Source organism: Desulfococcus multivorans (assembly GCF_001854245.1).
In the GTDB taxonomy this organism is placed as follows: domain Bacteria; phylum Desulfobacterota; class Desulfobacteria; order Desulfobacterales; family Desulfococcaceae; genus Desulfococcus; species Desulfococcus multivorans.
Map to the genome: position 1 here is coordinate 4,157,579 of NZ_CP015381.1, position 12,994 is coordinate 4,170,572.

The 12,994-nt window shown below is 54.3% G+C and carries 14 protein-coding genes; 9 read left to right on the forward strand and 5 right to left on the reverse strand.

All coding sequences use genetic code 11. The annotated features are described in order from the left end of the window. Positions 1-53 precede the first annotated feature (53 nt). The 3 genes from dmul_RS18145 to dmul_RS18155 all read right to left on the reverse strand — a co-directional run bounded on the left by dmul_RS18145 (position 54) and on the right by dmul_RS18155 (position 3,366). Positions 54-671 carry a CD3072 family TudS-related putative desulfidase gene (locus dmul_RS18145; protein WP_020877160.1) on the reverse strand — a complete coding sequence of 206 codons (618 nt, stop codon included), beginning with the start codon at positions 669-671 and terminating at the stop codon, positions 54-56. Positions 672-710: 39 nt separating this feature from the next. After that, positions 711-1,568: a GNAT family N-acetyltransferase gene (locus tag dmul_RS18150; RefSeq protein ID WP_020877159.1), complete on the reverse strand. Its 858-nt coding sequence runs from the start codon at positions 1,566-1,568 to the stop codon at positions 711-713. 109 nt (positions 1,569-1,677) lie between these two features. Next, complete coding sequence (locus dmul_RS18155) at positions 1,678-3,366, reverse strand: long-chain-fatty-acid--CoA ligase (RefSeq protein ID WP_020877158.1); 1,689 nt, start codon at positions 3,364-3,366, stop codon at positions 1,678-1,680. A 576-nt stretch (positions 3,367-3,942) separates the two neighbouring features. Between dmul_RS18155 and dmul_RS18160 the strand changes: the two genes are divergently transcribed. The 9 genes from dmul_RS18160 to dmul_RS18200 all read left to right on the forward strand — a co-directional run bounded on the left by dmul_RS18160 (position 3,943) and on the right by dmul_RS18200 (position 11,077). Further along, the gene (locus dmul_RS18160) at positions 3,943-4,482 is read left to right on the forward strand and encodes a chalcone isomerase family protein (protein ID WP_020877157.1); all 540 of its coding nucleotides are present in this window, start codon (positions 3,943-3,945) and stop codon (positions 4,480-4,482) included. A 13-nt stretch (positions 4,483-4,495) separates the two neighbouring features. Continuing rightward, a complete protein-coding gene (locus dmul_RS18165) occupies positions 4,496-4,912 on the forward strand; it encodes a nuclear transport factor 2 family protein (RefSeq protein ID WP_020877156.1) in 417 nt (138 codons plus the stop codon). Next, positions 4,909-5,628 (forward strand): SDR family NAD(P)-dependent oxidoreductase, encoded by a 720-nt coding sequence (locus dmul_RS18170; RefSeq protein WP_020877155.1) that lies wholly within the window; start codon positions 4,909-4,911, stop codon positions 5,626-5,628. The genes dmul_RS18165 and dmul_RS18170 overlap by 4 nt, the downstream gene beginning before the upstream one ends. Beyond that, positions 5,625-6,917 (forward strand): NAD(P)/FAD-dependent oxidoreductase, encoded by a 1,293-nt coding sequence (locus dmul_RS18175; protein WP_020877154.1) that lies wholly within the window; start codon positions 5,625-5,627, stop codon positions 6,915-6,917. The genes dmul_RS18170 and dmul_RS18175 overlap by 4 nt, the downstream gene beginning before the upstream one ends. Next, entirely contained in the window at positions 6,856-7,599 is a 744-nt protein-coding gene (locus dmul_RS18180; protein ID WP_020877153.1) for a DUF1365 domain-containing protein, read from the forward strand. The genes dmul_RS18175 and dmul_RS18180 overlap by 62 nt, the downstream gene beginning before the upstream one ends. Positions 7,600-7,700: 101 nt before the next feature. Next, complete coding sequence (locus tag dmul_RS18185; protein WP_234979131.1) at positions 7,701-8,870, forward strand: SAM-dependent methyltransferase; 1,170 nt, start codon at positions 7,701-7,703, stop codon at positions 8,868-8,870. Further along, positions 8,867-9,400, forward strand: coding sequence for a DUF2878 domain-containing protein (locus dmul_RS18190; RefSeq protein ID WP_020877151.1), 534 nt, complete (start codon positions 8,867-8,869; stop codon positions 9,398-9,400). Before dmul_RS18185 ends, dmul_RS18190 begins: the two co-directional genes overlap by 4 nt. 867 nt (positions 9,401-10,267) lie before the next feature. Then, the gene (locus tag dmul_RS18195) at positions 10,268-10,663 is read left to right on the forward strand and encodes a hypothetical protein (protein ID WP_020877150.1); all 396 of its coding nucleotides are present in this window, start codon (positions 10,268-10,270) and stop codon (positions 10,661-10,663) included. Between the two features lie 114 nt (positions 10,664-10,777). Beyond that, positions 10,778-11,077: a hypothetical protein gene (locus tag dmul_RS18200; protein ID WP_020877149.1), complete on the forward strand. Its 300-nt coding sequence runs from the start codon at positions 10,778-10,780 to the stop codon at positions 11,075-11,077. Positions 11,078-11,092: 15 nt separating this feature from the next. Here dmul_RS18200 and dmul_RS18205 read toward each other — a convergent pair whose 3' ends face one another. Both dmul_RS18205 and dmul_RS18210 read right to left on the reverse strand, forming a co-directional pair. Then, the gene (locus tag dmul_RS18205; RefSeq protein WP_020877148.1) at positions 11,093-11,344 is read right to left on the reverse strand and encodes a hypothetical protein; all 252 of its coding nucleotides are present in this window, start codon (positions 11,342-11,344) and stop codon (positions 11,093-11,095) included. 613 nt (positions 11,345-11,957) lie between these two features. Next, complete coding sequence (locus dmul_RS18210) at positions 11,958-12,992, reverse strand: IS4 family transposase (RefSeq protein WP_020877147.1); 1,035 nt, start codon at positions 12,990-12,992, stop codon at positions 11,958-11,960. Positions 12,993-12,994: the final 2 nt, after the last annotated feature.

Sequence of the window (12,994 nt, forward strand, 5' to 3'; positions counted from 1 at the left end):
GCGAGCTACGGGAGGCATGGGGCAAAAGATTTTCAGCATGTCCTGTACAGAGTTCATCGGGCTGCCCCTTCCCGAAACGCCGACGCGATCTGCTGCAATGCCTCCGGCAGCGAGCCGGCCTCCGGCACCTCGGGCAGGCTGAACCACCGGATATCTTCGATAGCGCGATCCTGCAGCTCGGCCTTCAACGCTTCGGTATAGACCCCCTCAGTGGCCCCGAAGCGTTGAAGCGGGTTCGCATGCCAGACCATGCCGCCCCAAATCTGTTCGGAATCCGCTTCGACCGCGGCGCACTTGAGGCCGCAGGTCGGGCTGCCGTCCCTCAGGACGATGCCGAGCACCTGATGATCGTTGTCGCGATAGGTTTGAATCTGGTCGCAGATCTGTTCGGCGATCCGGCGACAATGCCTGCGAAACATGGGAGTGGCGTACATTTTCTTGACCTGGCCCCAGCGCATCGAGCCCAGGTAGGTCACCTCCGGGCAAGGCATCTGGTACATCGCCACATCGTTGGCGAGCGCCAGATCCACCATTTCGCGAATCACGGCCGGCTGGCTTGCAAGGCCCCGCACACAGGCGTTCTGGTTGAGGATGCAATGCGACAGGAACACCAGTTTTCCCGACCTGGCGTCCTGGACACTGGTTTTGATCTGCCCGATCTTTCCGGTCATGTTTTCCTCCAATGCGTGAAGTCTGTTTTTCGATGATGATCAGTAGGTGCTCGAAGGCATGTAGGCACCGACGGGCCAATTATAAAGACCACTGGTCATGAGGTTCGCCTGGAAGACGACGCGAAGCCCCTTATTCAGGCACCAGCGAAGGAGGTCTCCGTTGCGCGACGGCAACAGAAAACCCACGCCGGTAAATTCGGTCGCAGTGCCAATCAATGCCTTCAAATCGTCATTGGTCTCGGCGACAGCGTGGCTGTACCAGCCGATTCCGGTGGCGTAGCCGGTGATCCTGCCCAGGCGTTCAACCACGTTCGCCCCTCCCTCACGGATCGCGTCAACCAGTTCGCCGCCTCGATCATGGCCATGGACACGGAAGCACAGTCGGTTGCAGGCGGATACATCCGCTTCTCGTGCGGGGCGAACACCGTAGCCCGGGATCTTTAGGGCAAGGGACTGCCCTTGCATCACGGAGAGCGTCTCCCGGATGGTCCCACCGAATTTGGTGTAAAGCGCAAGCGCGCGATAGTGCCAGGCGTTCACCACACCCCGCATGCCTGGAAAATGCCGTTGAGCCGCCCGGCCCACCATCGCCTCACAGAGCTGACGCCCGATCGCAGCATTCATAAAGGCAGGATCGACTGATAGCGGACCGCCTCCCGCAATCACCGAACGCTCATCCAGGAAGGTGCTGCCGACTATCCTTCCATCCAGTTCCGCCACGATCGAAGAGAAACCCGGGTGCGAGAGCCGTACCATTATCACCGATGTGGCCGCTTCTATCGAAGGTTTTGTAGAAGGAAAGTTATGTTGATCGGCGATGGATTTGAACGCCTCGTAAGCAATTCTTCCACACGCTTCAGCATCTTCAATGGTGCCGGGGCGCAGTATCAGGTTCATGATTCTTTTCCTTTCCGTAAAGCAGAATCCCGGCCGGCAAATGATTGCATATCTGGCGTCAGCCCCGAAAATTGGAAGCTGACCATGCATTTTTTCCCCACTGAAGCCGCTATAGCTTTTTCTCGTCGCTCAATTTCCGGCGCAGGACCTTTCCGATGGGCGTTTTGGGAAGAACGTTCCGGAATTCCACATGCCGCGGCACCTTGTAGGGGGTGAGCTGGGTCCGGCAGTGGGCGATCACCGCTTCCCGGGTGAGGTTCGGGTCTTTCTTCAGGATCACCGCCTTCACCGCCTCGCCCGATCTTTCGTCGGGCACCCCCACCACCCCGCATTCGAATACGCCCGGATGCGACGCGATGACGCTCTCGACCTCGTTGGGATAGACGGAAAAGCCGGAGACCAGGATCACATCCTTCTTGCGGTCCGTGAGCGTCACATGGCCATTGGCATTCAGGCAGCCGACGTCTCCCGTCCGTAACCAGCCCTCCTGCATCACCTTGGCGGTTTCCCCGGGATTGTTCCAGTATTCCCGCATCACCTGCGGACCCCGGACGCAGATCTCGCCGATGTGCTTCTCGATCTCGCCTTCCCCGGTCCAGACCGGCAGTTCGTTGAAATGATCGTCGCGAATCGACACGTCGGTGGAGGGAAAGGGGAGGCCGATGGTGCCGTTCCAGGGGGTTCCCAACAGGTTCCCGGTGACGCCGGGCGAAGCCTCGGTCAGGCCGTAGGCTTCGGTGATATACCCTCCGGTCACCTGATGCCAGCGCTCGGCCACCGTCTTTTGCACCGCCGCGCCCCCGCCGACGGTCACCTTGAGGGCCGAAAAGTCGAGGCGATCGAATCCGGGGGTATTCAACAGGCCGTTGAACAGGGTATTGACCCCGGTGATCACGCTGAATTTCCACCGCCCCAGTTCCTTGACCAGGGCCGGGAGATCGCGCGGATTGGTGATGAGCACGATGAGGCTGCCCCACTTCATGTAGGAGAGGGTCGAGGTCAGGCAGAAGATGTGGTACATCGGCAACGGCGCGACGGCGATTTCGGCCCCCTCCCTGAAATGCAGCGAGAGCCATACGCCTGTCTGCTCCAGATTGGCCAGAACGTTGCGGTGGGTCAGCACCGCGCCCTTGGGGACGCCGGTGGTGCCGCCGGTGTATTGGAGAAAGGCGATGTCGTCGCGTGCGATCCCGACCGGCTTGAGCGGCAACTTCGCACCGCGCTCGAGGGCCGACCGAAGCGGGATGGCGCCGTCGATTCGCCAGGCGGGCACCATTCTCTTCACCCGTTTGATGACCAGGTTGACGATCCAGCGCTTCGGGACAGGGAGCAGATCCCCGACCTGGGTGGTGATCACATGTTGAATCGGCGTCTGTCCGAGCACCTGTTGAAGGGTGACCGCAAAGTTTTCGAGGATGAGGATGGCCTTCGCCCCGGCGTCCTTGAGCTGAAAGGCCAGCTCGCGCGGCGTGTAGAGCGGGTTGACGGTGACCACGATCATGCCGGCCCGCAGGATGCCGAAGAGCGCCGCCGGGTACTGCAGCAGGTTCGGCGCCATAACGGCGACGCGCTCCCCCTTGCCCAGTCCCGGCAGACTTTGAAGAAAGGCGGCAAAATCCCGCGACAGCCGATCCAGTTCCGAGAAGTCCAGGGTATGGCCGAGATTGTGATAGGCCGGTCTCTCCCCGAACTTGAGGGTGATTTTCTCGATGAGATCCGGGATCGACGTGAACTGATCGGGATTGATTTCGGCGGGAATGCCTTCGGGATAATGTTTGAGCCAGAGGTTCCTGTCCATGTTCGCCTCCTGTTGCCTCCCGTTGACACCTCGACGGACCTGATCCGCCGGCGGATTTCTACGGTGTAGGATCTTTTTCTTTATTTCTCCGGCCGAGGCTGCGTTGGTCTTGAATTTCAGACGGTGCGCCCAACGGCCGCCGGCTGCGCCGCGCACGGCGAATGCACTGTCCCGAAGAGAGATTGTCAATGCGTCCGATCCTCCCCAAAGGGAATGAAGGAGGGGAGAAGGGTTGCTTGAAAGGCCGATACAGGAAATGGGGCTGGGAAAACATCGAACTTAAATTATTTTCTATGGGTTCCGCTTGAATTTTTCAATAGGGGAAAGCAACATTTTCATAGGGGTTTTACCTATACAGTTATATTGATATGGTTTTGATACCGCGGGAGAAGGGGCGGACACGCAGGTCCGTTCCTACGTTGATTGCCCAGGCATTGATCTATCAAAAATATTTGAATGACAGGTTTTCCTACCATTAACCTGCATTTTTTCAATTATTGCTCCGTTGCGCATCTTCATTACCTTAATGTCAAATGAAAAGGGTCTGATTCATATATACGCACGGAGGACATTAAAATGCCCCACATTGCCATCATAATGTTTTTTCTGGTTATGTTTTTACCCGCTGCCGCTTTCGGGAGTATTGCCGGCCTGGAGCTGCATGGAAAGGGCGAATTCCGGTATCTGGGGTTCATAAAGGTTTATGACGCCGCCCTGTACTTGCAAAACCCGGCGGCAGCCGATGAAATTCTCGATGCCGGCACTTCCCGGTGCCTGAAACTGGACTACAATGTCGCATTAAGAGCGGATGACTTCAAAATGAGCGCTTTCAAGATACTCTCTCGCCAGCATACGCCGGAAAAACTGGCAAGTGTTAACTTCGAAATCGAACGGCTTCACAATGCCTACCGGGATGTGCGCGAAGGAGATTCGTACTCACTCTGTTACGATGCGAGCAGGCAAACGACCACGCTTGTTTTGAATCAGCAAGAACTGGTGACCATCGCCTCGTCCGACTTTGCCGAAATCTACTTCGGCATATGGCTTAGCCCGGAAAATCCTATGGATGAAGACTTGAGAAACCAACTCCTGAAACCGGCAACGTCGGAAAAATAGAGGGGAAAAAACCATGGAAAAATTCCTCGATGTGTACCAAAGTCTAAATTCAAATAATTTGGATAGGTTGCAAGACATTTATACCCAAAATATCCGGTTCGTGGATCCGGCGCATGAAATTTTCGGGTTGGAGGGGCTCACCCGTTACTTTGCCAAATTGTACGAAAATATTGATCCGGCCCAATTTCGGTTTGTCCATCATCTTGGAAGCGGCTCCGAGGGTTATGTGCAGTGGGAGATGGCGTTCTCCCATCCAAGGCTCGGGAACGGCGGGATAATCCGGGTTCCCGGAGCCAGTTATCTTCAATTCGACGGGTCCGGAAAGGCCTGTTTCCATCGGGACTACTTCGACCTCGGGGCCATGCTGTACGAACAGATTGCTTTTCTTGGTCGTATCGTAACCTATGTCAAAAAGAGGTTGGGCTCATGAAGATTCTGATTACAGGAGCAACATCGGGCATTGGAAGGCAGCTGGCCCTGGATTACCATGGCGAGGGACACGAGGTCTGGGCCATCGGACGAAACCAGCAGGCCTTGTCGGAGCTGGAAGCAAAAGGAATTCATACCGGAAAAGTGGACCTGACCGACCGCAAGAACAGCCTGGAATGGTTCGCGTCTCTCGAGAGCCTGGACCTGGCCGTTCTGAGCGCCGGTACATGCGAGTATATCGACTTGCCGGATTTCGACAGCGAACTTGTGGCGAGAGTCATGCGGCACAACGTGGAATCCATGGCCGTTTCCATCCAGGGGGTTCTGCCGCTGTTGCGCAAGGGGACGCGGCCGCACCTGGTTGGGATCGGCTCTGCAGCCGCATATCTGCCACTGCATCGGGCCGAGGCTTACGGGGCATCAAAGGCGGCCGTAGCCTACATGATGGAAACACTGCGTATCGACCTGTACAAAGAGAAAATTGATGTCAGCCTGGTATGCCCTGGTTTTGTAAAAACCCCGTTGACCGACCGGAACGACTTTCCCATGCCGTTTCGCATCAGTGTGGAAGAGGCCGGCAGACATATTCGCGACGGCATCGCCCGCAGAAAATTGGAAATCCATTTTCCCAAGCGCTTTACCTGCATTTTGAAAATGTTGAACTTTCTGCCGCGCAGTTTGCTGCTGCGGCTGGCTCAGAGGATGGTTAGAAAATGAAGAAAATAGCAATCGTCGGATCGGGAATTTCAGGGCTCGCCTGCGCCTATTATCTTTCCAGGCGCCACGATATCACACTGTACGAGGCCAATGACTATGTCGGAGGTCATACCCATACCGTCGGTGTGGAAAAAGACGGGGAAAAAGCGAGCATCGACACCGGTTTCATTGTATTCAACGACCGCACCTATCCGAATTTCATGAGGCTCCTGAAGGATATCGGCGTATCCTATCAGGCCACTGAGATGGGTTTTTCGGTCAGGAACGACGCCGCCGATCTGGAGTACGGCAGCCGCAATTTGAACGGTCTTTTCGCTCAGCGGCGCAATCTGATGCGGCCCGAGTTCTGGAATATGCTTCTGGATATCCTGCGGTTCAATAAGGATGCGAGAAAGGAAAAAGACAACGACCAGAGTCGCACGATCGGCCAGTATTTGGAAACGGCCTCCTACGGCGCTCTTTTCAAGGAGAACTATTTGCTCCCCATGATCTCGGCGATCTGGTCCATGGGACTTGAAAGCTGCCTCGATTTTCCGCTCCAGTTCTTCGTCCGCTTTTTCGACAATCACGGTCTGCTCACCGTAATCGACCAGCCGCAGTGGTACACCATCAAGGGCGGTTCGAGCCGCTACATCGGGCCGCTGACAGAGGGATTTCGGGGGAAAATAAAGCTGAATACGCCGGTGCGAAAGGTGAGGCGCACGGAAAACGGCGTAATCGTGGAAACAGCTGGGGGATCTTGCCGGTTTGACGAGGTGGTGCTTGCCTGTCACGGCGACCAGGCCCTCGCACTTCTGGACCCGCCTACGGAAAGCGAAAGGAAAGTCCTTGAAGCCTTCCGGTTTTCAGAAAACCAGGTCGTCCTGCACACCGATATCTCCCGGCTTCCCAAGCGAAAGTCCGCCTGGGCCAGCTGGAACTACCGCATTGCGGATGAAGGCAGGGAATTCACAACCTTAACCTACAACATGAATATCCTGCAACGCCTCGAAAAACGGCACACTTATCTGGTGACCCTCAACCAAGAGATCGATGACGCCCACGTGCTGGCTCGGTTTACCTACAGCCACCCCGTGTATGACACAGGCGCCATCGCCGCCCAGAAGCAGTGGCAGAATATTTCGGGGGCGTCGAACATCCATTACTGCGGGGCCTACTGGTTTAACGGATTCCATGAAGACGGGGTGCGTAGCGCCCTGAGGGTGTGCGATATGCTGGAGGAGACACATGAAATCAGCGATCTACGCGGGAAAAATATCCCATCGACGATATACCCCCAAGCCGCATGAGTTCTATTATAACTTCTTCATGTGGTTTTTGAATCTGGACGAACTGGACCGGCTTCCGTCGCTCGGAAGGTGGTTTTCCGCCAAAAAATGGGCCGCGAGCCGGTTTTACCGCCCGGACTACCTGGGCGACCCGGCCCGGCCCCTCGGCGACAGTGTCCGAGAGCGGATGGAAGAACTGACCGGCCGTCCCGTCGGCGGACAGGTATGCGGCCTGATGAATTTGCGGACGTTCGGGATGTACTTCAGTCCGGTCAATTTCTACTATGGATTTGATGAGAAGGGACGATTTACCCATTTTCTGGCCGAAGTCTCGAATATTCCCTGGAACGAACGCCATCAATACGGCTTTTACGTGGCGGACGGAAAGCGCTTTCCAACACATGCGAAAGCGTTCCATGTTTCGCCTTTCAACCCGGACAACCAGTTCTACCGATGGAAGATCGGAGAGCCGGGCGACAGGATCGGCGTCGGTCTTGCAGTTCACGACGAGCGCGGCCGCATTTTCTCGGCCGACCTCGACTTGGCCCGCTACCCGCTTTCAATGGACAGTGTCAAAAGAAATTTACTGAAAAAGCCTGCAATGACCGCCTTTATCGTGAGCGGCATCTATTATGAGGCATTGCGGATTTTTCTGAAAGGGGTGCCCTACATCCCCTACCGGAGCAAGGAGGAGATGATATGAAAGCCGCCGAGATAAATGACAATTTAAATACTTGCAAAAGCGTTTCATCAGAGTCGAACATATCTGTAACGGACAAATGGGCGCGGTCCCTGGTCTTGAAGATGCTGGATCGCATCCAACACGGCCAGATCGTTTTGACCGAGGGGGATGATCAGCGGATTCTGGGGCGGGCGCAGGGCGTGACGGCTCGTATTACGGTGCGTCACCCCGGATTTTACGGCAAACTGCTCTTCGGCGGCTCCATCGGCGCCGGCGAGGCGTATGTGGACCATCTATGGGACTCGGAGGATCTGGTCGCGCTCGTCAGGCTCATGGCCCTCAACACAGAGCAATTGAATAAGATGGAGCGCGGTTTCGCCTGGCTTTTGCGTCCATTTCAGCTGTTTTCCCATTATCGAAACCGTAACAGCAAGCGGGGCGCAAGACGCAATATCCTGTCCCATTACGATCTGGGCAACGATATGTACAAGAGCTTTCTGGATCCGACAATGATGTACTCGTCGGCCATATATCCCCAAAAGGAGAGCAGTCTGGAGGATGCTTCGCTGAACAAGCTGGATGTCGTCTGCCGCAAGCTGGATTTGAAACCGACGGACCGCGTCGTCGAGATCGGCGCCGGCTGGGGAGGGTTCGCCATATACGCGGCCCGCAATTACGGCTGCCGCGTCACGACGACCACCATCTCCGACGCCCAGTACGAGGAAGCGGGCAGGAGGATCGCCGCCTCGGGATTGGCGGATAGAATTACTCTGCTGAAACAAGATTACCGGGATCTCACCGGCCGGTACGACAAACTGGTCAGCATCGAAATGATCGAAGCCGTCGGCCACAAATACCTGCCCGAATTTTTCAGAAAATGCGGCAGCCTGCTCGAGAAAGACGGCGTTATGCTCCTGCAGGCCATTACCATAGTGGATCAGCGCTACGATTCCTACGTGCGGTCGGTGGATTTTATCCAGCGCCATATTTTCCCGGGCGGCAGCGTGCCCTCCAATCGCCGCATGATCGATCTCATCGCCCGCGAAACAGACATGGTGGTGCGCCATATGGAGGATTTCGGGCGCCACTATGCCAGGACCTTGAAAGATTGGCGAAGGCGTTTCAACGCCGCCTTTTCATCCTTGAGGGAAAAAGGCTACGACGAGACTTTCCGGAGGCTTTGGGAATACTATTTCGCCTACTGCGAAGGCGGCTTTCGGGAACGCGCCATAAGCGTGGTGCATATCGTCGCCACCCGACCGGGAAACCGTAAATACGAGGTGGATTTATGAACGCATTCGTAAATATCGCGATCTACCAGGTTATCTGGTTTGTCTGCATCCGATACGGAAACATCGGGGGGATGATTTCGCTGCCGCTGCTGGCGATTCATCTGATCCTGTCCGACAAGCGCAAGGAGGACCTGAAGACAATGGGGTTGCTGCTCGTCGCCGGTATTATCATCGATGGGATCTTGAATGTCTCCGGATTTTTCGCGTTCGACCCGCCGGGCTTCCCCATCCCCCCCTGGCTGATGGTCATCTGGCTGGGACTGGCGACCCTGGTCCATCACAGTCTGGCCTGGCTGAAGTCCCGTTTGCTTCTTTGCGCTCTCCTCGGCGCATTGGGCGGTCCCATAGCCTATTGGTCGGGCGTACGAATGGGCGCTGCCGTTTTCAACTGGGAGCTTTTGCCGTCCCTGCTTGTCCTGGCGGCGATCTGGGCCTCTCTGTGGCCAGGTGTAATGTATCTGGCAGGCAACGCCGATTCGCGCAAACATATTCGCCAACGGCGAAGACCGGCCGGTCATACTGAACGCTAATCATTTACCGTGCATGGTGATAGGGGGCGAACCTGTGTGTTCGCCCCACTCCTGATGCCGGTTCGCCCATTGTGTCACGGGGCATGGCATCGGGCCGGCACACGGGTATCGGGTGGACACGCGACATCAGGGCGGACACGCAGGTCCGCCCCTACATTGATTGGGGCGAAATCAACGTGGTTGGCATCCACACGAATCCATCATCGCACGGTGTAGGGGCGAACCTGTGTGTTCGCACATGATGTGTGTTCGCCCCTGCATCGATTGCGGCGTTCCCCACAAAAAAAGGGGCTAACCGAAACGGCTAACCCCTTGAGTTCTATGGTGCCGGGGGCGGGAATCGAACCCGCATGGGCTTGCGCCCGGAGGATTTTGAGTCCTTTGACGAAATTCTGAAATTTTGGCAAGTCTCAACCAATTTAAATCATTTCGGTTTTCTCAGCGTTTTTGGTTTTATTTGGGAACGTTAAATTTTTTATGGCCCTGACGGGCATAGTTTGGGCATAGCCCAGGCATAGGATCTATCGCACCAACCCTATTAAATTAATAACAAAATCATACCCACCTAAGCACTAAGGCTAACGTAGCACCCCCGTTTTGGCTGCTGCGATAATAGACACGGCGGTCCATGGCCTTTCTCCGACATCGAATCCACACTGCCGCACATGCCGTCGATGGCATCGCACAACCCATCCGTCGTTATACATCCCGTCGAAATGATGAAAAATAATCCACTCACCGTTAATAATCTCATCGCTTCCATTTTTAGAGCCCTTTTATATCCCCTATACCGCTCTCCCGACCAAAGAAGTGAATAAAACCTCATCCCACCACGCTCCCAATTAAAACCACACAAGGAGATTGATAATGCCGACTAAAACAACAGAGGCGTGCGAAGCCTCGGATGCACAGGTATCGAAAAACGGAACCGCTGTGTCAATCCGTGAGCGAAAGTCGAAATTTTATGAATGGTATCAAAAGAATGGTTTCATGGCCTACGTGGACAGTCGTGACCTCAGTCACACGCCTGATAACCTGTTTGACTGGTTGAACAGGATGCCTCAGGATCATCTTGTATTTCTTGCGGATCATATTTTCTGGAAACTCGAAGGAGCGCGTCAAACCGAATCTATACCGAGGGTGATCATCGATTTCACCGGCGGAACCGACAACGGTGCCTGGGCAGACACCGAAATCGAAATCATGGTGGTGGATTCCGAGGACGGCTACCCCAATAAAAAACTCGATGATGGACGTAATTAGCGGAGACAATAAGAGATGGGGACAAGACATAATTGAGTTTCTGGCAATGATCAGGGACGGGTCACACGTTATCTTCATCATCTTTCTTAGAGCCGCGTAATAAGGAGAAATCTCATGTATCAGGTTTGCGTTATCGATTTCAGCCGAACGGAAAAACTTATCGTGGTAGACAATTTCCCGACACTCAAAGCGGCAGTGGACGACTTCTGCGCCGGCGGATGGGAGGACCGAGATAACGTCCGGAAGCAGGCGGTTCTGATCAGGGATCCTTGTGGAAAAATCCACGGGGTCGGAACCTATGTCGACATTGACTGTAGCAGCCTGCCGGTCCTGGTGTGGGTTTATGCCCACGGCGCGATGGAGAACCGGTATTACGAAAAAGAGTATGCCGGATTCATTGAAAAGGAGGTGTGATGCACTTAAAAATGATCACAATGAGACAGGTGGAACTGCCTGCATGAGGGGATAAAAACAGGAGAAAAACATGGGAATATCGACAAACTCGGCTTCTTCAGCCACCTTGAGCATCGCATCGTAGCCGGAGGCATATGCCTGGTCCAGCACGGCGGCATTGGAGATCTCTTCCATTGCAGTCTTGGCGAATACCCGACCAAAGTCCCGGGCAGCCTCAGCAACGGACTCGATGTCCTTCTGGAGGGCGTCGTTGGCCAGTTTCCGCAAAGCAGGGAGAACGTCAGCGGCGTCGAGATTATCCGATTACTGGCCTTGCGGCATTCGGGATCCCTGCAAAATTTCTGATGTTTGACGTTTCGGGGATCAGGAAGGAATAACTTACCGCAATGACGACATTTCTTTTTCCGGTTTCGCACCATCGGCAATGTACCTCCTCATGCGATGGTACGGGAAAAGTCGATATTTTGGGAAGAAGATGATCGGAGAAGAAAAGAAAGGAAGAAGATTGAAGAAAAGGTTTAAAATAGAAGCTGTTGGAAGAAAAGAAAGAAGATCAATCACGCATTTTCAACCCGCCCGGATTGGTACAGTTTAAGAACGCCGCTGACAATCTTTTGCAATTTGCGTCATCAGGCGTTTGTTTCCGCCCGGAATCATTTAAATTATAAGCATTTATTGGCCTGAATAGAGTCTTAAACGGTACAATATTGGCATATAATTGGTCAAAATGGCAAATACACTAAGAACAATTTATATCATTCTATCTTGGTATCTGGTATAAGGCATGATTAAAATTGTTCGTTGAAAAAAACCTCGATGTCCCAGCGTTTGCTGTAGACGCGCACGATATTAAACCGGCAATTAAAGTCAGAAAATCTAGTCACAAGGAACAGGCGGTTTTTGGGCTGATTCGGTTTGGATGTTTAGTTGCCGGTTTAATATCCTCATCGGCCAACTTAGTGTCGGTTGACAGCAGCGCCAGCCAATCTTTTTTTCGTTTGTCGCGTACGAACACCGGCTTGGCTGCAACCGAATCATTGAGCATGACACGGGTACTGGCCAGGATCTTGGCGCGGCCACGGCGTTTTTTAAGCCGCCGGTAGATGGCCATCAGATTCAAGGACTGACCATTGAAGGTGTAGTGAATCTTAGGCGACTTTTTCACCATGCCGATGATCTTGATGTGCTCAGCCAATGTGGTAACGGTTGCCGGCATCGTAAACCAGCTGTCCATCAGCAGGTATTTGGCAGAAACACCCGCTGAGAGAATTCGCTTTACCATGGTTTCAAGATGCGATGTTGCCTTTTCGGTAGCTTCTTTGCGGCGCTGGTATGCGCAGCAGCGCTTATCCAGGGCCTTTTGGCTGTCGCACAAGCGCTTTTCGGCATCCGAGGAAGACAACAGGGCAAAATCCATCGGAAGACAACTGGTTCCATCCGGCCAGCAGATGGTGAGCATCCGAAAGCCTTTCAAAAAGCGGCCGGTGCTGTGATCCCAGACTCTTGCGAGCAGTTCCACCCACTTGGAGCGGGATCGGTCATACGGGCTGTCATCAATGATGAGCACCGATTCGCGTTCATCGTTGGTCAGCCGGTTGAAAACACCAAACAGCCGCAGGCCCAGAGAAAGCAGCAGCCGACGCCAATTGTAGGTCTGGCCCTTGAGTAACTCGTAGGCGGCGTCTTTGCCGAAAGGCAATTCGTTGTTGAGCACGATGCCGCGGAAGAAGTTCTTACCGACAAAGGGCAGTGTGAATATGGCTTTTGTCAAAGAGCGAACACTGTGGCCGTGATGTTTACGCACTCCACATCGGTGCATGAGAGTTGCGATTTTAAAACGGCCAAAGAAGTCATCGATTTTGTTTTGAACGTGAACAGGGTCTTGCGATTGGGAGACGATGCTGCTATGGTCCATTT